Source organism: Burkholderia pyrrocinia (genome assembly GCF_018417535.1).
Taxonomy (GTDB): domain Bacteria; phylum Pseudomonadota; class Gammaproteobacteria; order Burkholderiales; family Burkholderiaceae; genus Burkholderia; species Burkholderia pyrrocinia_E.
On record NZ_CP070978.1, the window covers coordinates 1277185 to 1298447 of the forward strand.

The 21263-nt window shown below is 68.6% G+C and carries 19 protein-coding genes; 9 read left to right on the plus strand and 10 right to left on the minus strand.

Translation table 11 applies throughout. The features are described 5' to 3' along the window. Window positions 1-15: 15 nt before the first annotated feature. Window positions 16-600, plus strand: coding sequence for a thiamine phosphate synthase (locus JYG32_RS23810; protein WP_213267182.1), 585 nt, complete (start codon window positions 16-18; stop codon window positions 598-600). Window positions 601-682: 82 nt separating this feature from the next. Here the strand turns inward: JYG32_RS23810 and JYG32_RS23815 are convergent, their stop codons facing one another. Further along, window positions 683-2335, minus strand: a complete 1653-nt coding sequence (locus JYG32_RS23815; RefSeq protein WP_213267459.1) for a DUF3459 domain-containing protein — start codon at window positions 2333-2335, stop codon at window positions 683-685. A 304-nt stretch (window positions 2336-2639) separates the two neighbouring features. On the opposite strand from JYG32_RS23815, the gene JYG32_RS23820 reads away from it, so the two are divergent. Beyond that, complete coding sequence (locus JYG32_RS23820) at window positions 2640-3347, plus strand: class I SAM-dependent methyltransferase (protein WP_213267183.1); 708 nt, start codon at window positions 2640-2642, stop codon at window positions 3345-3347. A gap of 406 nt (window positions 3348-3753) precedes the next feature. Further along, the gene (locus JYG32_RS23825) at window positions 3754-4422 is read left to right on the plus strand and encodes a glutathione S-transferase (RefSeq protein ID WP_213267184.1); all 669 of its coding nucleotides are present in this window, start codon (window positions 3754-3756) and stop codon (window positions 4420-4422) included. 6 nt (window positions 4423-4428) lie between these two features. Here JYG32_RS23825 and JYG32_RS23830 read toward each other — a convergent pair whose 3' ends face one another. After that, on the minus strand, window positions 4429-5082 hold the full coding sequence (locus JYG32_RS23830; protein ID WP_069750155.1) for a DUF1345 domain-containing protein: 654 nt from the start codon (window positions 5080-5082) through the stop codon (window positions 4429-4431). Between the two features lie 138 nt (window positions 5083-5220). Between JYG32_RS23830 and JYG32_RS23835 the strand changes: the two genes are divergently transcribed. Continuing rightward, window positions 5221-5952 (plus strand): metallophosphoesterase, encoded by a 732-nt coding sequence (locus tag JYG32_RS23835; RefSeq protein ID WP_174382449.1) that lies wholly within the window; start codon window positions 5221-5223, stop codon window positions 5950-5952. Between the two features lie 42 nt (window positions 5953-5994). Here JYG32_RS23835 and JYG32_RS23840 read toward each other — a convergent pair whose 3' ends face one another. Together JYG32_RS23840 and JYG32_RS23845 are read right to left on the minus strand one after the other, a co-directional pair. After that, the gene (locus JYG32_RS23840) at window positions 5995-6690 is read right to left on the minus strand and encodes an RES family NAD+ phosphorylase (protein ID WP_213267460.1); all 696 of its coding nucleotides are present in this window, start codon (window positions 6688-6690) and stop codon (window positions 5995-5997) included. A 2-nt stretch (window positions 6691-6692) separates the two neighbouring features. Continuing rightward, on the minus strand, window positions 6693-7112 hold the full coding sequence (locus JYG32_RS23845; RefSeq protein WP_114180560.1) for an MbcA/ParS/Xre antitoxin family protein: 420 nt from the start codon (window positions 7110-7112) through the stop codon (window positions 6693-6695). A 235-nt stretch (window positions 7113-7347) separates the two neighbouring features. On the opposite strand from JYG32_RS23845, the gene JYG32_RS23850 reads away from it, so the two are divergent. Continuing rightward, on the plus strand, window positions 7348-8130 hold the full coding sequence (locus JYG32_RS23850; protein ID WP_213267185.1) for an ABC transporter substrate-binding protein: 783 nt from the start codon (window positions 7348-7350) through the stop codon (window positions 8128-8130). Between the two features lie 1063 nt (window positions 8131-9193). Here the strand turns inward: JYG32_RS23850 and JYG32_RS23855 are convergent. Both JYG32_RS23855 and JYG32_RS23860 read right to left on the minus strand, forming a co-directional pair. Further along, window positions 9194-10666, minus strand: coding sequence for a sigma-54 dependent transcriptional regulator (locus tag JYG32_RS23855; RefSeq protein ID WP_213267186.1), 1473 nt, complete (start codon window positions 10664-10666; stop codon window positions 9194-9196). A gap of 451 nt (window positions 10667-11117) precedes the next feature. After that, on the minus strand, window positions 11118-12035 hold the full coding sequence (locus tag JYG32_RS23860; RefSeq protein ID WP_174384523.1) for a metal-dependent hydrolase: 918 nt from the start codon (window positions 12033-12035) through the stop codon (window positions 11118-11120). A 582-nt stretch (window positions 12036-12617) separates the two neighbouring features. Between JYG32_RS23860 and JYG32_RS23865 the strand changes: the two genes are divergently transcribed. The 3 genes from JYG32_RS23865 to JYG32_RS23875 all read left to right on the plus strand — a co-directional run bounded on the left by JYG32_RS23865 (window position 12618) and on the right by JYG32_RS23875 (window position 15387). Then, complete coding sequence (locus tag JYG32_RS23865; protein ID WP_006479474.1) at window positions 12618-12959, plus strand: FKBP-type peptidyl-prolyl cis-trans isomerase; 342 nt, start codon at window positions 12618-12620, stop codon at window positions 12957-12959. Between the two features lie 25 nt (window positions 12960-12984). Then, window positions 12985-13743, plus strand: coding sequence for a helix-turn-helix transcriptional regulator (locus tag JYG32_RS23870; RefSeq protein ID WP_174384522.1), 759 nt, complete (start codon window positions 12985-12987; stop codon window positions 13741-13743). 195 nt (window positions 13744-13938) lie between these two features. After that, on the plus strand, window positions 13939-15387 hold the full coding sequence (locus JYG32_RS23875; protein WP_213267187.1) for an MFS transporter: 1449 nt from the start codon (window positions 13939-13941) through the stop codon (window positions 15385-15387). 72 nt (window positions 15388-15459) lie between these two features. Here the strand turns inward: JYG32_RS23875 and JYG32_RS23880 are convergent, their stop codons facing one another. Beyond that, on the minus strand, window positions 15460-15930 hold the full coding sequence (locus tag JYG32_RS23880; RefSeq protein WP_174381241.1) for a winged helix-turn-helix transcriptional regulator: 471 nt from the start codon (window positions 15928-15930) through the stop codon (window positions 15460-15462). 153 nt (window positions 15931-16083) lie between these two features. Here JYG32_RS23880 and JYG32_RS23885 point away from each other — a divergent pair, with 153 nt between their 5' ends. Further along, window positions 16084-17316, plus strand: coding sequence for an MFS transporter (locus tag JYG32_RS23885; RefSeq protein WP_213267188.1), 1233 nt, complete (start codon window positions 16084-16086; stop codon window positions 17314-17316). A 130-nt stretch (window positions 17317-17446) separates the two neighbouring features. Here JYG32_RS23885 and JYG32_RS23890 read toward each other — a convergent pair whose 3' ends face one another. Genes JYG32_RS23890 through JYG32_RS23900 form a run of 3 tightly spaced genes read right to left on the minus strand, consistent with a single transcriptional unit; the run spans window position 17447 to window position 21260 of the window. Next, complete coding sequence (locus tag JYG32_RS23890) at window positions 17447-18613, minus strand: glycosyltransferase family 4 protein (RefSeq protein WP_213267189.1); 1167 nt, start codon at window positions 18611-18613, stop codon at window positions 17447-17449. After that, window positions 18613-19797, minus strand: coding sequence for a glycosyltransferase family 4 protein (locus tag JYG32_RS23895; protein WP_213267190.1), 1185 nt, complete (start codon window positions 19795-19797; stop codon window positions 18613-18615). The genes JYG32_RS23890 and JYG32_RS23895 overlap by 1 nt, the downstream gene beginning before the upstream one ends. After that, window positions 19794-21260: an O-antigen ligase family protein gene (locus tag JYG32_RS23900; RefSeq protein ID WP_174381245.1), complete on the minus strand. Its 1467-nt coding sequence runs from the start codon at window positions 21258-21260 to the stop codon at window positions 19794-19796. Before JYG32_RS23900 ends, JYG32_RS23895 begins: the two co-directional genes overlap by 4 nt. Window positions 21261-21263 lie beyond the last annotated feature (3 nt).

Sequence of the window (21263 nt, forward strand, 5' to 3'; positions counted from 1 at the left end):
TCGTCGCCGCACGCGATGAACGCGACGCTGCCGCGCTGCTGCGTGATCACGCCGGAGCCGGCGTCCGCGTCGGCGGCCGATTGCGATGCGTTCCTCGAGCGGCTGTCGGCCGTGCTCGCGCGCGGCGAGACGCTCGTGCAATTGCGCGTGAAATCGTTCGACGCGGCCGCGTTCGCGCGGCTTGCCGCCGCAGCGCTCGCGTGCTGCGATGCAGCCGGCGCGCACCTGATGCTGAACGGCCCGATCGATGCGGCCGGCGTGATGCGGCTCGACGGCGCCGGCTGGCATCTCGACGGCACGGCGTTGCGCGCCGCCGCGCAGCGGCCGTTGCCGGCCGGACGATGGGTGTCCGCCGCCTGCCACACCCGAGACGATCTGCTGCTGGCCGCGCGCGCCGGCGCGGATTTCGTCACGCTGTCACCCGTGTTGCCGACGCTCAGCCATCCCGGTGCGCCAACGCTCGGCTGGACGCAGTTCGACGCGCTGGCCGCGCAGGCCGCGATGCCCGTCTATGCGCTCGGCGGAATGACGCGCGCGCATCTCGACGATGCGCGCCGTCACGGCGCGTACGGCATCGCGGGCATTCGCGGGTTCTGGTAACCCGGGGCGTTCCGGCAGTGCAGCCGGGCGCGGAAGCGCCAGGCCGTTCGGACTGTCACGCGCTCACGCGCTCAGGCGTTCTTCACGCGTTCAGGTTCGGTCGCGCTCCACGCCACGAGCCGTCGTCGATGAGACGCACGTCGTGCGTGAGCGCGTACCGGTTGACATCGCCCGTCAGCCACGCGACGAGCGAATACGACGGCAATTCCCCTTCATCGACCCGGTCGCGCGCACGCGCCGGCGTCTCGAACACGACCTGCCCTCTCGGCGCGTCGAACGGCACCGCATCGGGCGACAGGTTCAACGCGATCGTCAGCGTCTCGTCGTCCGCAAGGCGCCATGACGCGAGCAGCGCGTCGGCATCGCCGTCGCCGTTCGCCTTCAGCGCATGCGCGTCCTGCGGCCGGCAATCGGACAAGCGCGGCGCGATCAGCTTCGCGCGCACTGCAAGTGCTGACTGCACGAAATGCGCACGATCGGCGTCGCGCGCGGTTTCGTCGAAGATCAGCGGGATCTGCGGCGTGAGCAGCGACAGCGCGAGCGCGGCGAGCCCGGCCTCGTTCCCGCGGTCGCCCTGGCCGCAGTCGCGCCACGCGCCATCGGACAACACCAGCGACGTCACCGACAGCCCGGTTTCGGCGGCCATGCCGTCGCTGGACGCGGCCGGCTGGAACGCCGCGCCGGCCGCGGTCAGCGCGCGCGCAAGCGTGTGGATCGACTGGTGCGTGGAAATGCCTTCGTGAGCTGACGTGTCGCGCCCCGTCAGCCGGTGCAGCGCGCGTTCGCCGCAACCGTTCCATTGCGCATCGAAATGGGTATCGGCGAGATGCGCCGGATGCCGCTCGCTGCCGAGCACGAGATGGATGAGCCGGTCGGCCGGCACGGCCGCGCGCACGCGGTCCGCGATCTCGCGCAGCCACGACACGCCGATCCGGTCGGCTTCGCGCAGGCGCAGCCCGTCGCAACGGTATTCGTCGATCCAGTACAGCGCGTTGTCGCAGAAGAAATCGCACACCTCGGGATGATCGAGCGCAAGCGGCGGCGCCTGCAGCGGATCGTCGCGCGTATGGAAGAACGGGGTCGCGAAATGGCGCAGCGCGTCGGTGCCGCTGCCGAAGCGCGCGTAGTCGAGTTCCAGCAGCACCGCGAAACCGTAGCCGTGCGCGTCGTCGATCAGCGCCTTCAGCGCGTCGGGGCCGCCTTCGGCCGCAAGCGGCGCGAATGGCAGGCTGTCGTGCGGCGATGCGAGCAGTTCCAGCGCGGTCACGCCGAGGCGCGCGAGTTGCGGCAAGCGGCGACGCACGCCGTCGAAGCCGCCGACGGCGTGCGGGCGAATTGCGTAAAGCGCCATGTCTTCCCACGCGCGCCCGCGCCAGAACGTGTTGCGCCATGTGAACGCGCGCGGATCGACGACCTCGCTCGGGCCGTTGAGCCCTTCGGGTTGCGAGCGCGACGCGGGATCGGGAATCGACACGGTATCGTCGAGGCGATAGCGGTACCGCGTGCCTGCGCCGCAATCGGCGAAGACTTCGAACCAGTTCGGGCCCGCGGCCATCATCGGGACGAGTGCCGGGCCGAAGCCGGTATCGAGTTCGAGCTGGACCTGCGTGCTGCCCGGCGCCCACACGCGAAAATGCGTGCGCGGTGTCGCGCACAACGCGCCGCAGGGCTGCGCACCAAACGGCAAACAATGAATGTAGTGCTGCGCGTACGGATCGTGCGGACAATCGGACATCATGCGCTCCTCGTGCGTGCCGAGCGGCATGGCCGCGCCCGTGGCGCGGCGCATCGAGGCCCGGCATGCGACGGCCAGGCGGGGGGAGAGAAACGAGTATGCGCCGGATTCGCCACCGCGATGCACCGTGGTTGGACATTTTTAAATACGAATCGACCCCCGGAAAACCGGCAGCCGGACGCTTGCCGAGTCGGGTAGTCGGCATACCGGAATGACCGCTCGCCTTGTTGCGTCGACCACGCGCGCTTACGCTCTGCGCGATGCTTGCGGACCCGTCGTCCGCGCCCGACCCGAGGAACCCGCCATGTCGCTTCCCGCCAGCGCCGCGAAATTCGATCCGGCACGTGCACACGAATACGCCGAGCAATCCCGCATCGCGCTCGCCGGCTACGACGCCTGCCACGAACTGACCGCGTGCATGCTCGCGGCGGCGATCGGTGTGCCCGATGCACGGGTACTCGTCGCGGGCGCGGGCGGCACGGGGCAGGAAATCTGCGTGTCGGCCGCGCTCGAACCGGGCTGGCGGTTCACGGCCGTCGACCCGTCCGCGCCGATGCTCGCGCTCGCGCGCTCGAACGTCGAAGCCGCGGGCTTCGGCACGCGCACGACGTTCGTCGAGGACAACGTCGAGGCACTGCCCGACCCACCCGCGTTCGACGGCGCCACGCTGATCGGCGTGCTGCATCATGTCCCGGGCGACGATGCGAAGGCCGCGCTGCTGCACGCGATCGCGCGGCGCCTGAAGCCCGGCGCGCCGCTCGTGCTCGCCGGCAATCATCGCCGCTACACGGACCACCCGCGCCTGCTCGACGCATGGCAGCAACGCTGGCGGATGAAGGGCGCCACGCCCGATGCCGTGCACGCGCAACTCGCGAAGATCCTGCAGGGCGCCGATCCGCCCGCGTCCGAGGAGGCCGTGTTCGACCTGCTGCGCGATGCGGGCTTCGACGCGCCGCTGCGCTTTTTCGCGAGCCTGTTCTGGGGCGCGTGGATCGCGATGCGGCGCGCATAACGGCTCGAAGCGGCTCGAAATGGCTGGCGATGCGATTCGCGTACACGCCGCATGCGCTAGGGTCTGTTTACATATGGAACGCGCATGCGTTGCCACGAGAACGGCCGCTCGCGAGGCGCGCGACACCGCGAATACTGACGTATCGCCAAGGAGTGCAACGCGGCGAGCGGCCGTTCTCGTGGCAACCCCAAATTAAAAAATTCATGTCACGGGAATGTCCGAAATCGCCCGTATGGCGGCGTCGCTCGTCGCTTGTCCCCCAAGGGGACTTCCTGCGGGGCGTTTGGCAAGGCCAAACGGCGCTCCTCACTTCTTGCCCTACGAGCGATTTCGGGCATTCGCATGTGCGTTCCATATGTAAACAGACCCTAGGTATGATGTCGTTCCGCCCCCTTCCGGCCTCGACATGCTCACCGTCCATCACCTGAACAACTCGCGCTCGCAGCGCGTGCTCTGGCTGCTCGAAGAACTGGATGTGCCGTACGAGATCGTGCGCTACGAGCGCGATCCGAAAACGATGCTCGCGCCGTCCGCGCTGCGCGCGATCCATCCGCTCGGCAAGTCGCCCATCGTCACCGACGACGGCCGCACGTTCGCCGAATCGGGGGCGATCATCGAGTACCTGGTCGAACGCTACGGCAACGGGCGCCTCGCGCCGCCGCCCGGCACGCCCGAGCGGCACGACTACACCTACTGGCTCCACTACGCGGAAGGGTCCGCGATGCCGCCGCTGCTGCTCAAGCTCGTCGCGCTGCGGATCGCGCATGCGCCCATGCCGTTCTTCGCACGGTCGATCGCGCGCAAGATCGCCGACACGCTGCAGTCCGGCTTCGTCGATCAGCAGATCGCGCTGCATCTCGGCCATATCGACGGTGCGCTGAATCGCACGGGCTGGTTCGTCGGCGACGGCTTCAGCGCGGCCGACATCCAGATGAGCTTTCCGCTCGAAGCCGCGACCGCGCGCGGGAGCGGCGGCCAGTATCCGGCAATCGCGCGCTTTCTCGACACGATCCACGCGCGGCCGGCGTACCGGCGGGCGCTGGAACGCGGCGGCCCGTACGACCTGCTCAAGTAACCCGCGTCAACTCAGCAACCCCGCCGCGACGTTGATCGACAGCCCGAGCACGGCCATGTTGAAGTAGAACGACAGGATCGACTGCGCGAGCACCGAGCGCCGCGCGGAGCGGTTCGCCAGCGAGACATCGGCGGTCTGCGACGCGACCGCGAGCGTGAACGCGAAATACAGGAAATCCCAGTAATCCGGTTCGGGGTGCTGGTCCGGGAAGCGAAGCGCGCGGTCGCTGCTCGGCGAGCCGTAATAGAGCCGCGCGTAGTGCAGCGTGAAGATCGTCGGGATCAGGAACCACGCGCCGAACAGCGTCGCGCCCGTCACCGCGTAATGGCCGAGCCCCGCGCGAAACCCGACGCCCTTCGCCGTCGCCAGCTCGATCGCGATCGCGGCCACGCTCGCGACCGTCGCGAGGCAGACGACCGTCAGCACGGTCGTCGCATTCTCGTCCTCGCGGATCGCGATTTCGCGCACCTTGTGATGGTGCGCGGTGACCATGCGCACCCACATCAGCGCGAGATACAGCCAGATCGCGCAATCCCAGCCGATCAGCGCACGCACGGTCGGACGCAGCGGAAACGGCAGCAGCACCGCGCACAGCAAGCCCGCGACGAACGCCGCGACCATGCGCGGCCGGTTGCGTAATACCTGCGGATAAAACGTCATCGTGAAATTCCGAAAGCGGATGGAAAGGGTCCGAGCGGCGCGGGAAACGGCCCGCTGCGCCGCGCCGGCGGGTACCGCCCCCGATTATCGCCATTCCATCGTGACGTGGCGATGGGCACGAGCGCCTAAGATATTGGGATGACTGCCACCGCCCCCCTCTGCCGCCACCCCGCGAACACGGCCGGCCGCGACTTCGTCGTCGGCGACCTGCACGGCTGCGTGGACGTGCTGCGTGCGCTGCTGCACGACATCCGCTTCGATCCAGCCCGCGACCGCCTGTTCTCGGTCGGCGATCTCGTCGACCGCGGCCCCGCCTCCGAAACCACGCTCGACCTGCTCGACCGCCCGTGGTGCCACGTCGTGCGCGGCAATCACGAGGAAGTGCTGAGCCTCGTGTCGCGCGGCAAGCTGTCGCCCGACGCGTGGCGCGGGATCGGCGGCGACTGGGGCGCCGACCTGCCGCCGGAACGGCTGCACGCGCATGCGGCACGCGTCGACGCGCTGCCGCTGGTGCGCGTGATCGGCGACGGCCCCGGGCGCTTCAACGTGCTGCATGCGGAGTTCTTCGGCTCGGACGCCGACCTCGACACGGGCAGCTATTCGCACGACGTGCGCGAGCGGCTGATCTGGGGCCGCGATCTGGTCCAGGGGCTCGCCGATCCGGCGCGACAGGCCGGGCTGTCGCTGACCTGCACCGGACACACGCCCGTGCGCGCACCGCAGCGGATCGGCGCGCAGTGGTTCATCGACACCGGCGCGTTCGCGCCGTCCGGGCGGCTCACGCTCGCCGAGCCGCGCACCGGCAGTACCTGGTCGATGACGCAGGCCGAGGCGCGCGAACGCCACGCGGGCGACTGGCCGTTGCCCTGATACCCTCGCGCCCTCGCACCGGCGGCGGCCCGCGCGCGAACGCTAGCCGACCTGGTTCAGTTCGAACACCGCGTCGACAGCCGAGCCGTTCCAGTTGTATTCGAGGTAGGCCGCGTGATGGCAGTCGCGCAGCAGCGCGGTGCGGAACGCCGCCAGACATTCGCCGCGCGGGTCGCGCACCGACGGATAGACGATCCCCGCACCGCCCGCGTTGCGCACCGCGCGGCCGAGCGCCTGACCCGCGCTGTAATCGAGCGGATGCAGCAACGCCGGATCGCGCCGCGGCCACGTGCGCACGTCGACCACGTCACCCTGCGCGAACACCGTGTAGAGCCGCATCTGCTGGCGCATCGGCGGCTCCTTCGTCGCGGCCAGGAACAGCGCGCCGTGATAGCGCGTTTCGGCGATCGCCGTGTCGCGCGAGCGGGCGCAATAGAACACGCCGTAGCTGCCGTCGGAAAAGCGGCTGCCCTGCGGATTCAGGTGCGTGAACGCGGCCATGATCGGCCCCCAGCCCAGCCCGTAGCGGCGCTCGGCGGGCGGCACGAGGTCGAGCGTGCCGACTTCGTTGCGGATGCGGTCGTTGGTCAGCGATTCGAGCGCGTATAGCGCATCGAAATCGTCCGCCGACGCGACGCGGTCGAACAGGTTGATTGCCGGAAAACGGGTGGGGATCACGCGATAGGCAGGTGCCCAGTCGACGGCGGTCGTGGGCCATTGTTTTGCTTCGATCGGCATCGTCACGCCCAGCCACCTCGCATCGCGTCGAGATATTGCCGGACGGCGACCAGATCGCCGACATTGCCGGCCAGCATCCGGTCGAGTGCGCGCTTGCCGCCGAACGGCGCCGCGTCGTTGGGCCGCTTGACCCATGCGTCGGCCGCGGCCGGCTGCGGCAGCAGGATCTGCAGCGCCTTGTAGATGCCGAGCAGCAGCGATAGCCGCTCGAGCGTATCGCGCGGCAGCCGCGCCGATTCCGGCGCGGCCTTCCACTTGAAGAACGTCGAACGGCCGGGCGACCCGAGCAGCACGATCTGCTCGTCGATCGTCAGCGCCCAGTCGCGCGCGATGTTGAAAAACGCACGCAGGCCGGCCGCCGACATTTGCGCGACCGAAGCCTGCGGCGGGGCGGAATGCGAATCGTAGGCGGGCTGTGACATGATCGTTAGTCTCGAAATGAATCTACTAACAAGATTAGTCCATTTTCGCATTTTTGCAAGGGTCGACACCCGACGATCGGCCAGCTCTTCCGACAAAACGATATTTTTTGTCCATTCTGGACTCTAATTTTATTTTCTGCGTTAATGGCCATGCGGACACCGCGCGCAGACGCGGTTCGTGTCCGTGGAACCGTGTCGCACAGAAACCGGAAGCACCCCGCCAAGGAAACGCACCATGAAGAGACTGATTGCCGCTGTTTCGATCGCCCTGCTCGCGGTATCCGCAGGCCCCGCCGTCGCGAAGGACTGGACCACGATCCGCTTCGGCACCGATGCCAGCTACGCGCCGTTCGAGTCGAAGGCGCCCGACGGCAAGCTCGTCGGCTTCGACATCGACCTCGGCAACGAGATCTGCACGCGCCTGAAGGCGAAGTGCGTGTGGCTCGAGAACGATTTCGACGGGATGATTCCGGCGCTGAAGGCGAAGAAGTTCGACGCGGTGCTGTCGTCGATGTCGATCACGCCGCAGCGCGCGGAGCAGATCGGCTTCACGACGAAGATCTACAACCAGCCGACGCGGCTCGTCGTGAAGAAGGGCTCGCCGCTGCTGCCGACGGCCGAATCGCTGAAGGGCAAGTCGATCGGCGTCGAGCAGGGCACGACGCAGGAAACGTATGCGAAGGCGTACTGGGGCAAGCAAGGCGCGAACGTCGTGTCGTACCAGAACCAGGACGGCGTGTATGCGGACCTGACCTCGGGCCGCCTCGACGCGGCGCTCCAGGATGAAGTGCAGGCCGCGATCGGGTTCCTGAAATCGCCGCGCGGCGCGAACTACCAGTTCGTCGGGCCGGAGCTCGTCGACGAGAAGGTGCTCGGCATCGGCGCCGGCATCGGGCTGCGCAAGGAGGACACCGACCTGAAGGCAAAGATCGACCGCGCGATCGTCGACATGGTCAAGGACGGCACCTACAAGCGGCTCGCGTCGAAGTACTTCGACTTCGACATTTACGGCGGCTGAAACGGTGTCGCGCGCGTACGGGCGCCACTCACTCCCGTCGCGCGCGTCCGACCGCCCCTCCCCTCACCACCGGACGGCGACGGCATTGCGCCGTTCGCCGCCGCATCGAATGCTTCCTCCGTCGCGCGCGCAGCGCAACGCTTCAAACCTGATTCGGATTGCAGAACAATTGCAGTCGTTCGCGTGAACGATGGGTAACGGCAACGCGAACGGATATCGTGCGAATTCAGTAGGCGAAGATCGGGCGTCGCGATACCGGCGCCCGTGCGCACATGCCCTTTCGTATCGGGTCCGCGTGCAGGAAAGTCCCGACCCGGCGCGGATGACCGGCAATCAGCCGGATCCGCCTCGCACCGGGCGCGGAGAGATGGCCTGTCGAGGCATGCCGGCCGGCTGCGAGAACGACGTTCGACCGGCGGTGCCCCGAATCACTGCGATCGCGGCCGGCCGGCCGCTGCGTGTGGCGATCGATCATTTTTCTACCCCGTTTCGGTCTGATGCTGGTTCCGGCAGCCGGACACAAGGCCGGTGCCCCGACGATCAGGCGACGACGTTCCGTGCTCGCCGGAGCGCGGCTGCTGCGCCGCGCTCCGCCGCCGCATCCCCGCGGACTCCATCCTGGCCGGTACTGACAGGGTTCGCTGCAGAACCGGCCGGACCTCGCGTCGTCGACTTTCGTACGTTCACACCCGCAAGGAGCGGGCCAGCTTCGCGTGAGCCCATCCGCACAAGGGGTTGGGCGCGCGGGGTGGCAGCCGGAACGGGTGCGGAATGCCGGAAGTTGCGAAACTGAAACATGCGGCGCACGGCACGCGCCGACCGCGTGGAGGCCGAGCCTTGCGGGATAAGGCTGAACAATGGAGCACGGGATTTTTACCGACCGACACCCTTCCGGTCGGCCCGATTCGCCGCGGAAATTCGCCCGGTTGCCGGCGCGAAATGTTTCATGCGCTTTACATGCCTTCGACGACATCGGGGCCGCTGGTCGTGCGCGGGCTGAACCGGCGCTTGGACCTATCGCCGAGCCCTGACGCCGAACCGGTTCACGCGCATCGCGCGCGGCTCAGCCGACGCGCTGATGCCCCGCGTCGCCGGACGGCGCGCCGTCGTGCCCGCCGTTGTCGCCGTTGTTGTCGTGATCGTTCAGCCCGTGCTCGATCATCATCCGGTAGAGCGTCACGCGCGAGATGCCGAGTTCGGCGGCGGCCTTGTTGATCCGGTGATCGTTGCGCAACAGCGCGTTCTCGATCGCGGTGCGTTCGGCGAGCGCCCTCGCCTGTTCGAGCGTCACGGGTTCGGTTTCGCCCGGCGTCTCGAGCCCGAGATCGTGCGGCGTCAGCAGCCGGCTCTCGGCCATCACGATCGCGCGCCGCACGCGGTTGATCAGCTCGCGCACATTGCCGGGCCACTCGTAGCGCCGCATCGCATCAAGCGCGGCCGACGTGAAACCGCTGATCTTGCGGCCGCTGTCGGCCTTGAACTTCTGCAGCACGTAGTGCGCGAGGATGTCGATGTCCTTGCCGCGCGCGCGCAGCGGCGGCTCGTGGATGCGCAGCACGCACAGGCGGTGATAGAGATCCGCGCGGAAGCGCCCGGTCTCGACCGCGCCGTCGAGATCCACGTGCGTGGCCGAGATGATCCGCACGTCGACCGCGATCGATTCCTGTCCGCCGAGCCGCTCGATCTTCCCTTCCTGCAGGAAGCGCAGCAGGCTCGCCTGGCTTTCGACCGGCATGTCGCCGATCTCGTCGAGAAACAGCGTGCCGCCGTTCGCCGATTCGATCCGGCCCGCGCGCCGCTGGCTCGCGCCGGTGAACGCGCCGCGCTCATAGCCGAACAGCTCCGACTGCAGCAGGTGATGCGGAATCGCACCGCAATTGATCGCGACGAACGGCCCCTTGCCGCGGCCGGAACGCTCGTGAATCGCGAGCGCCGTCAGTTCCTTGCCGGTGCCCGACTCGCCGGAGATGAATACGCTCGCGTCGGTCTTCGCGACCTTGCGGATCGTGCTGAACAGCTGCTGCATCGCCTCGCAGTTGCCGATCATCCCGTGTTCGCCGATCGACGCCGCATAGGCCGCGCCGTCGACGCGATCGAGCGCGGCCATCCCGCGCGCATGGCCGAGCACGTGCGAAATCCATTCGTAGGGAAGCGGCAGTGTCACGTAATCGAAACAGTAGCTGCGGATCAGTTCGCGCACGGCGGGACCGATCGTGATGCCGGCCTGCGCGATGGAAATCCAGCCGATCGCCGGCTGGCTCAGGCACGCCTTCAGCGCCGGATAGTCGCGCGACGTGAACCCCGTGAAATCGACCAGCCCGGCGGCAACGCTCACGCCGGACGTCATGTTCTGCGCGGCGCCGGCCGTCTTCGCGACGGTGATTTCCCAGCCGAACTCGCGCAGTTGCGCAAGCAGCGGCTCGTCGGGCGTACGCATGATCACGAACAGCTTGCGGCCGGCCTCGGGAGCCGTGACGGACACGTGCGTCAGCTCGGGCGCCGCCTGCCCGTTTGCGTCAGGTGACCTTGCAACCATCGTTGTTCCCCGCTTGGCGTTGGTATCGCGCCGACTCGCCGCCGCGTACGACGGACCACGACTGAACCGACATATTGGCCGCATTTCGGTCCGAATAAAATCCCCCTGCGCATGAATCGCGCACGAGGTGGATATTGTCATGAACGGTATATCGACGCGGCCGGCCCGCGGCTAGATGGGTGTTATCCCGGTGGCGTGCGCGGCGCGAACCCGGAACGGGCGGGCGCGCTGCGCGCAAAGCCGCGCCGGCGCTGGCGCGCGGCGTTCTCGTGCGATGCGGCGCACGCGGAATCGGTTCGCCGGCAGATGCGCGCGCGACCGGTTGCGCGGGCAGCCAAATGCCGGCGCAACCGATTCCGACTGATTTCCGCCAATCGCCAAAGGAAGCCGGTTGATGCAGGAACGCAACATGCGCGGTGCGATACCGCGCACGGCGGCGCGTCGGATTGCGTCAGCGGCCCGACGCGACCGGCGCCAGCGCGTTCGCGCGGCCGCGGCCGGCCGGCGTGCCGCCGTGTTCGCCGTAGGTGTCGACGAGCGCGTCGACCCGCGCGAGATGGTGATGGTTGTCGTGGTCCCACGGATGGAAGCCCGGCCGGAAAAAGCTCAGCCATTCGCCCGCGATGCGCGGGAACAGCCCGCGGCGCGGCCCGTACAGGAACGCGATCATCCGCAGCGTCCCGCGCACGTGATGTCCGGCGCCGCGATCGCGCCACAGCAGCGTCGCGTGCATCAGGAACACGGTCGGCCAGAATGTCAGCGTCGTCAGCAGATACACGCCGATGCGGATCAGGTAACGGCGCAGCCCCGGCTTCATCGCCGCATTCCACACGTCGAACGACACGGCCTTGTGCTCGGTTTCCTCGAGCGCGTGCCATATCCACATCTGCCGGTAGCCTTCGACCGAGCCTTCGAGACGCGTCGGGTCGCGCAGCAGCCAGTCGGCGAGCATCGCCGTGTAGTGTTCCGCCGCGACCGTGTGCGCGAGCTGCACCGAATGCGGCAGCTTGCGCTTCATGTAGCCGAGCACCGTCCACACGCGTTTGTCGAGCTTGCGCGCGGGCAAATGGTTCGCCTGCATCAACTCGTTGTATTCGACGTGCTCGCGCGTATGCATCGCTTCCTGGCCGATGAAGCCGAGCACCTGCTGCTTCAGCACGGGATCGTCGATCCGGTCGCGGTAATTGCGCACCGAATCCATGAAGAAGCGCTCGCCGGCCGGAAACAGCAGCGACAGCGCGTTGAAGAAATGGGTCACGTGCGACCCGAGGCCATGCCAGTCCTTCGCGCGTTCGACCGGCAGGTCGAAGCGCAGGTCGCGGCGCACCGGCATGATCCCGGCTGCGGTGGCGGAAGCGGCTGACTTCATGTTCATCGTTCTCCTTGTTCCGGAGCGGCCCGGCGCGTCATCCGACGCGGCCGGCGCAGGCCCGGGCGGTGCATCGCGCACCGCCAAAATCTTGACATCGACAGATGTAAAGATAGGCCGCCCGCGCCGGCATGCGCAAGCCGCGCGGTAGATGCGCGCTTCCAAACAGGGCACGGTCGAAACGGCGGAAAAAGCGGCGCTCGAACGGCACCCGGACGGGCCGCGATTCGAACGCGCTCGCCGGCCTGCGAGCAACGCGAGGCGGTCGGCACGGCATCCCGACATCGGTGCGAAAGCCCCGTTCGACGGGCGTATCGAGGAATCCGGCGGCGGTACGCGGGATGCGCAATACTGCCCCGGTAGCACCGATTCATACGCGCGGCGCACTCGCGCGGTGCAACCGCGGTCGTATGGCCCGCGATAAATTCAAACGCGCGTTCCATTTGCGTTTCCGGCACTCGCGGGCGCGGCGTCCCGCAGGCGCCAGCGACACGCGTGCCAGCGGGTGAAAGCCACGTGCGACGGCCCGTTGCGCGCTCGCCTACAATAGCGGTTTTACGCAACCCTCTTTCAGGAGAAGTCATGTCTGTCATCACGACCGAATCGGGCCTCAAATACGAAGACCTGACCGAAGGCACCGGCGCGGAAGCGCAAGCCGGCAAGACCGTCAGCGTCCACTACACGGGCTGGCTGACCGACGGTCAGAAATTCGATTCGAGCAAGGACCGCAACGACCCGTTCGCGTTCGTGCTCGGCGGCGGCATGGTCATCAAGGGCTGGGACGAAGGCGTGCAGGGCATGAAGGTCGGCGGCGTGCGTCGCCTGACGATTCCGCCGCAACTCGGCTACGGCCCGCGCGGCGCAGGCGGCGTGATTCCGCCGAATGCGACGCTCGTGTTCGAAGTCGAACTGCTCGACGTCTGACGACGCAATCGGCCGTTTCCTTCCGATGGAACGCATCGCCTCCCCCGCCATCGCGCTGCGCCGCTACGACACGTGCGAAGCGTCGGACGTGCACGACTTCCACCAGGTCGTGCTCGGTGTCGATGGCGCGATGGTGATGGCGGTGGACGGGATCGGCCGGCGCATCGACCGGCACGCGGCCTGGCTGATTCCGGCCGGCGCGCGCCACGACTATGCGGGCCTCGGCGACAATCGCCAGCTCGTGATCGACCTGCCCGCGGCATCGCTCGCGGTGCCGCAGCGGCTGTTCGACCGCGCACGCGCCGTGTCGATCGATCCGGCCCTCACGTCGCTCGTCGCGCAGGTCGCGGCGGCCGCCGCGCAGCTCGATGCAGCGGCCGGCGACGCGCACCGTTTCCAGTGGCAAGCCGCCGCGCGCCTGTGCGGCGCGCTGCTCGACGATGCCGGCATCGCCGCGCCCGCGTCGGGCCTCGATTTCGCGCGCATCGACCGCTGGCTGCGCGCACGGCTCGCCGAGCCGCTGCGCATCGCCGACCTCGCCGCGCACTGCGGCTACGGGATGCGCCGGTTTCATCAACTGTTCGTCGACGCGTTCGGCGAAACGCCGCATCGCTACCTGCAGCGGCTGCGGCTCGACGCGGCGGTCGTGCTGCTCGCCGACGGCCGCTATCCGCTCGTCGACATCGCGGGCATGGTCGGCTTCGCGGATCAAAGCACGTTCACGCATGCGTTCACGAAGCGTTTCGGCGTCGCGCCGGGACGCTGGCGCGGCGAGCGACATTGAGCGAATCCGTCCGCCCGAACACGCGTCGATCCACGTAGCGGCACGGTTCGGCAAACCGCGTCCGCGCCGGCCCGGTCGCGGCCTTCGTCGCCCCCGCTTCTTTCCCGTTCGCAGCCCGGCTGTATCGCATCGCGCGTATCGACGCTTCACGTCCCGCTGAAACATCGCCCACCCGTCGCGTCCTACGATGGGCGCATGGATACGACCACGCCCTCCCCCACCTTCCCGCCCGCGCTTGCACGCGTCGTCGCGACCGTCAGCACCGGTTTCGTCGTCACGCAGCTCGACGTGACGATCGTCAACATCGCGCTCGCGCATCTCGCTGCCGACCTTCGCCTGCCGGTCGCCGGCCTGCAGTGGGTCGTCGATGCGTACACGCTCGCGTTCGCGGTACTGATGCTGTCGGGCGGCGCGCTCGGCGACCGCTTCGGCGCGCGCCGCCTGTATGTCGCAGGCCTCGTGCTGTTCGCGCTCGCGTCGCTCGCGTGCGGCGCCGCGAACTCGCCCGCGATGCTGATCGCGGCCCGCGCGCTGCAGGGCGTCGGCGCCGCGGCGATGCTGCCCAATTCGCTCGCACTGCTCAACGACGCGTGCCGGCACGACCCGCACCTGCGTGCGCGGGCCGTCGGCTGGTGGACGGCGGCCGGCTCGATCTCGATCGCGGCCGGCCCGGTCGTCGGCGGTCTGCTGATCGCGGCGTGGGGCTGGCGCGGCATCTTCCTCGTGAACCTGCCGCTGTGCGCGGCAGGGCTCGCGGCCGCCTTTGCGTGGGTGCCCGCGCGCCGCGCGAAGGCTGCGCCGGCCGCGCAACCCCGTTCCATCCGCACTCTCGACCTGCGCGGCCAGCTCATCGCGATCGCGATGCTCACCGCGCTGACCGGCGCCGTGATCGAATGGCGGCCGCTCGGCTTCGCGCATCCGGTCGTCGCCGGCGGCTTCGCGCTGGCGGCGCTCGCCGCGCTCGCGTTCGTCGCGGTCGAATCGCGGACGGCCACGCCGATGCTGCCGCTGTCGCTGTTTCGTCATCGCACGTTCAGCGCGGCCGTGCTGTTCGGGATCTGCGTGAACCTCACGTACTACGGCACCGTGTTCGTGCTCGCGCTGTACCTGCAGCGCGCGCGCGGCGAATCGGCGTTGCAGGCGGGACTCGCGTTCCTGCCGCTGACGGGGGGCTTCCTGCTGTCGAATCTCGCGAGCGGCCGGGTCGTTGCGCGTCACGGCCCGCGTGCGCCGATGCTCGCGGGCGCACTCGTCGCCGCGCTCGGCTACGGGTCGCTGCATTTCGTCGACGCGTCGACGCCGCTGCCCTTCCTGCTCGTGCCGTTCCTGCTGATTCCGTCGGGCATGGGTTTCGCGGTGCCGGCAATGACGACGGCCGTGCTCGCGTCGGTCGCGCCCGCGCGGGCCGGCATCGCGTCGGCCGTGCTGAATACCGCGCGGCAGGCCGGCGGCGCGATGGGGGTCGCAGCTTTCGGCGCGCTCGCGGGCGGCGGCCGTGCGTGGCAGGTCGTCGACGGGTTGCGGATCGAAACGGCCGTGTCGGTCGCGCTGCTGGTCACGGCCGCGCTGCTCGCGACGCGGGTCCGGCCCGATGCGCATCGCGGTGCATCGCCCGCACGTCAGGCAGTGCCGGCCGTCGACTGACCTCGCGCGGTCACGCTTCGCCGGGGTCGCGCTGAATCAGGTGACGCCACGGAAAAACGCCGTGCATGACACTCACCGCCGCGTCGCGCCCGCTTCGTCGCCGACCTTCCTCACGACCGTCTCGGCCGCCTTCACGGGCCGGCCATCGTCGTGCCGCAGCGCGAGCCTGCGGATCGCGCGCCCCGTGTCGCGATCGACCAGCACCGAATGCGGCTCGCCGCGCGCGAACAGGTGCGCCTCGCCCCACTGCCGCAGCATCACGATGACCGGAAACAGTCCTTCGCCCTTTTTGGTCAGCGCGTACTCCTGATACGCGGTGCCGTCCGACGCCGGCACGACGTCGAACACGCCGGCCTCCACCAGCATCCTGAGCCGGTCGGACAGGATGTTGCTCGCGACGCCGAGGCTTGCGCGGAAATCGCCGAAGCGGCGCACGCCGTCGAACGCATCGCGCACGATCAGCAACGCCCAGCGATCGCCGACGATATCAGTCGCCCGCGCCACCGGGCACGGCGAATCCGCAAGACTTTTCTGCCTGGCCATGTTCCTCTCCGCAGTCGTGTCGGCCGCCTTCACGGCAGCGCCGGCCATCCGTGCGCGGGTCCGTCGCCCGCCGCACAACAAGTTGCATTTTAAAACTACTTTTCCTACACTCACACTAGTTTCAAATTGCAACTACTTTGCACGAGGAAACCCATGGCGTCTTCCTGTCATTCAAGCACCACTACGTCGAACGCACCGAATGCATCGCATCCGGCCGGCGACGGCCGCCTGTCCACGGCAAGCGTCGCGCTGCTGGCAGTCTGCTGCGCGGCGAGCGTCGCAAACGTCTACTACGCGCAGCCGCTGCTCGATTCGATCGCGCGGGATTTCGGCGTGTCGCAGGCGGCCGTCGGCGGCGTCATCACGGCCACGCAGCTCGGCTGTGCGCTCGCGCTGCTGTTCGTCGTGCCGCTCGGCGACCTGCTGAACCGCAAGCGGCTGATCGCCGTGCAGCTTCTGCTGCTGACGGCGGCCTGCATCGGCGTGGCCGTGTCGTCGACGCGCTTCGCGCTGCTGGCGGGGATGGTTGCGGTCGGGCTGCTCGGCACCGCGATGACGCAAGGGCTGATCGCATGCTCGGCCGCGCTTGCGGGCGCCGGCGAGCGCGGGCGCGTGGTGGGCGCCGCGCAGGGCGGCGTCGTGATCGGGCTGCTGGCCGCGCGTTCGCTGGCCGGCGTCGTCACCGATATCGCCGGCTGGCGTGCGGTCTATCTCGTCTCCGGCGCCCTCGCGATCGCGATGCTCGTCGCGCTGTCACGGCTGTTGCCCGACACGAACGGATCGCGCGAACGCATCGGTTACGCGGCGCTGTTGCGATCGATGGTGTCGCTGCTGTGCGACGAACGCGTGCTGCGCGTGCGCGGCGCGATCGCGTTGCTGATGTTCGCGGCGTTCAGCATCTTCTGGAGCGCGCTCGTGCTGCCGCTGAGCGCACCGCCGCATTCGATGTCGCATACGCAGATCGGCGCATTCGGTCTGGTCGGCGCACTCGGCGCGGCGGCCGCCACGCGCGCGGGCCGGCTTGCCGATCGCGGGCGCGGCGAAGCGACGACCGGCGCCGCGCTCGCGCTGCTCGCGTGCTCGTGGCTGCCGCTCGCGTTCGGCAATACGTCGATTGCGCTGCTGATCGTCGGCATCGTGCTGCTCGACGTCGGCGGACAGGCCGTCCACGTCGTCAACCAGAGCATGATTCTCGGCACGCGGCCCGACGCGCATGCGCGCCTCGTCGGCTGCTACATGCTGTTCTACTCGGCCGGCAGCGGGCTCGGTGCGATCGCGTCGACGATGATGTATGCGCGCGCCGGATGGACCGGCGTCTGCGCGCTCGGTGCGGTCGTGAGCGTTGCCGCGCTCGGCGTGTGGGCCGCGACGCTCAGGCGCGCGTGACGCGTGCCGGCCATGCGGATCGAATGGGGAAAACCGGCTCGCCCGCAGCGGGCGGCCGACGCGCGAACCGGCCGCACGCGCGCGCCGGTTCGACCTTCGGTTCGGCGCGCACGGTGCGCGCCGCGGGCGCTCAGCCTGCCGCCTGGATCGCCTCTTCGTACACGCCGGCGACACGTCGCGCGATCACCGCGTTGTCGAAATGCTCGCGCGCATAACGCTTGCACGCGGCCTCGTCGGGCAGCACGATCGCGCCCGACAGCGCGGCACCGAGCCCTTCCGCGATCGCATCCGCGCCGGTCGCCGGCAGCACGAGATCGTTGGACAGCCCGGCGACCGCCTCCGGCAGCCCGCCGACCGGCGTGACCAGCACGGGCGTGCCGGACGCGAGCGATTCGACGGTGATCAGCCCGAAGCCTTCGAGCGCGACCGTCGGCACGACGCTGACCGTCGCTGCGCGGTACAGCGCCGCGAGATGATGGTCGGGCACGAAGCCGAGCAGCTTCACGTTGTCCTGCAGCCCCGCCGCGTCGATGCGCTGCTGCAGTTCCTCGCCGATCTTGCCCTTGCCGGCGATCAGCAGCAGCACGTCCGGGTGACGGTGCCTGACGAGGCCGATCGCGTCGATCAGGTCCTCCAGCCCCATGCGCCGCACGAGCCGGCGCACGGCCAGCACGATCGGCCGGTCCTGCGGCAGTTGCAGCTTGTGCCGCGCCTCGCCGGGCGAGAGCGGCGTGTCGAACTGCGCGGTATCGACGCAGCCGGGAATCACGCGCACACGCGACGGTTCGATTCCGTAGCGGTTCGTCAGGATCTGGCCGAACGCCTGCGACAGCACGATCAGCCGCGACGAGCGCGTATAGACGGCCTGTTCGAGATAGCGCTTCGCGCGCTGCCCGAGCGTCGCGGCGCCCTCGACCTGGCTTTCGTCGGCCCACGGCCCCTGGAAGTGCGACACCTGCGGAATCCCGCGCGTCACGTCGAGGCCCGGGAACGTGTACAGCGCGAAGTGCGACGAAATCACGTCCGGCCGCTCGCTGCGGACCTCCTCGCGCAGCGCGCGCCGCGCGGCGAGCATCCGGCGCGCGAGCGTCTGCGACGCGGGTCCGAAGCCCTGGATCGCGCCGCCCGTGTCGTCGGCGACCTTCGGCGAGCCCGCGACGAGCCCGCGCACCTCGACGCCCGCGCCCGGCAACGCGCCGACGAGCGAGTAGTACATCCGGTCGAGGCCGCCCGCACGTTCGGGGAACCAGTGCATGCCGATCTGCAACGATTTGATCGGCCGGGAAGAGTGGGACATCACGATTGCTCCTGCGTGACTGCATGCTCGACCCGCTCGAAAGCGGACGGCTGCGTGGGTTGGCCGATGCGCCGGTAGAGCGCGACGTACTGGGCACCCATGTGCGCCCAGCCGAAACGGGTCATCAGTTCGCGGGCCGCGTCGCCCATCGCGCGGCAGGTGTCGCGCGACGCCGCGAGCGAACCGATCGCCTGTGCAAGGGCGGCCGGATCGTCCGGATCCTCCAGCACGATCCCGCATTCGCGCGTGATGATTTCCGCGCCGCCCGCGGTACGAGCGGTGACGACCGGCAGCCCGGCCGCCATCGCCTCGAGCAGCGACAGGCTCATCGCTTCGTAGCGCGACGGAAACACATAGGCGTCGACCGAGCGCATCAGCGTCGGCATGTTTTTCACGAGGCCGAGGAAATGCACGCGCGATTCGATGCCGAGCGCGCGCGCTTCTTCCGGGTACGGGCTGCCCGGCAGATAGCCGGCCACCGCCAGATGGACGTTCGCCGGCAGCTTCGTCAGCGCCTTCAGCACGGTGCCGAGGTTCTTGCGCGGCGTGCGCAGGTCGCCGACGAACAGCAGCAGGAACGCGTCGTCCGGCAGCTCGAACGCCGCGCGGTCGGCCTGCGCGCCCGCGAACGCGCTGCCGTCGACGCCGTTGTAGATCACGCTGATCTTGCGGCTGTCGATGCCGAGCGCGGCGATCTCGTCGGCCACCTTCTGCGACACGGCGGTGATCGCACGCGAACGCCGGTAGGCCCAGCGCTCGAGCGCGGTATTCACGCGCGTATAGACGTACTGGTAAGCGGACCACATCCCCTTCGTGAGCCCGAACGGATAATACGGGCTCCTGAACCAGCCGCCGTGCACGAAGTGAGCGGTATTCACGTCGGCCTTGATCCACGAGATGAAGCCGTTCACGTGCAGCACGTCGTACTCGCTGCGATGCGCGCGCAGCCACCACGCGCTCTTCAGCGCGAACACCTGCTGCCTGACGAGATTCGACGGCCAGAAACGCCCGACCTTCACGGGCACCCAGCGCACGCGCGGGTCGGCCAGCAGCTCGGGCGCGACGTGCGACGCGACCAGCGTGACCTCGTAGTGCTCGGCCAGCGCCGCGCGCGCGATTTCGTAATTGACGCGGCCCTGCCCGTCGTTATGTCGCACGACATGCGTGACGATCGCGATTCTCAAAGGTCGCCTCCCCGTGAACGCGCGGCGGCCAGCAAGCGTTGCGCCTTCTGCCAGTGCGCCGCGGAAAGTATCGAAAAAATGGCTGTAAACATCAGCAGGCCGCCCGTGCCGATCAGCGAGTTCGTGAACACGAGCATCGCGAACGTCGACAGGCACAGGCTCAGGCACGCACCGACGAACTTGTCCTTGCGCAGCTTGAACGCCGCGCGCAGCGTGCGGCCGAACAGCATCACGACACCGGCGAGATACAGCAGCGTGCCGGGCCAGCCGAGCACGAACGGCACGTTCATCACGCCGCTGTCGAAGCTGCCGTACTTGCCGAGCTCGCCGCTGTCGCTCGACAGCTTCGTCGATGCGCCCGTCGCGCCCATCCCTTCGCCGGCGACGTCGGTAAACGCCGTCTGCGCGAAGGTTGCGTAAAACTTGTTGCGATCGTCGTAGCTGCGGTCGTCCTTCAGGTTCGTGATCGACTGGAGACGCTGGCCGAGACGGTCGGCCACCGGCCCGACGGTCAGCAGCGGCACGCATAACCCGACCAGCACGACGCCGCTGATGAGGATCCGCATCCGCACGCGGTTGTTCGACTGCGCGAGCTGGATCGCGAGTGCGATCACCCAGCCGCCCCACGTCGAACGCACGAGACACAGCGCGAACGATACGAAGCCGGCCGCCCCCGCGAACCAGCGGATCTTCTGCGGTGCCGCGAGCACGAACACCAGCGCGCCCATCATCGCGAACGCGAACGGCCCCGACGAGTTCATCGTGCTGAATACCCGCACGCCGTACGGCACCGGCTCGCCCTGCGAACCCATGTCCGAACCGATCATCCACAGCACGTCCCACTGCGGCATCACGAAGTACTGCACGACGCCGTACACGCCCATCACGAGCATGCCCCACATGAACGTGGACAGCAGCACGTCGCGGTACTCGGGATAGTCGCGCGCGTTGACCATGATGTGAAAGCCGATCAGCACCGGGTACACCCAGTTCGCCAGGTCGTAGGTCGCGGCCATCACACCGCTCGACACGATCCCGACGAGGTACGCGTACGTGAGCCCGAACAGCATCAGCAGCACCGGTATCCCGCGCCGCTGCGCGAGCACGCGGTAATGCCGGATCAGCCCGAGGCCGGCGATCATCGTCACCGCGAGCGGGGCAACCTGGATCAGGCTCGTCGGCGTGAAAGCGCCCTTCGACCAGTCGGCGAGACGCCGCACTTCCGGGCTCAGGAACCACACCCACCACATGAAGCCGACATAGCGCGCCGGGCTCTTGAAATACAGCCAGATGCCGACCGCGATGGCCAGCACCGGAAACGCGAGCGTCAGCACCTTGCCCTGGTGAATGGCGATCAGCGCGGCGGTGAACGACCACAGTCCGGCCTGCCCGATCCAGTGCTTCGGTTCGGCAAACCAGCTGCGGTTGCGCGACGGTGCGCGTTCGGCGGCAATCGTACTCATCGA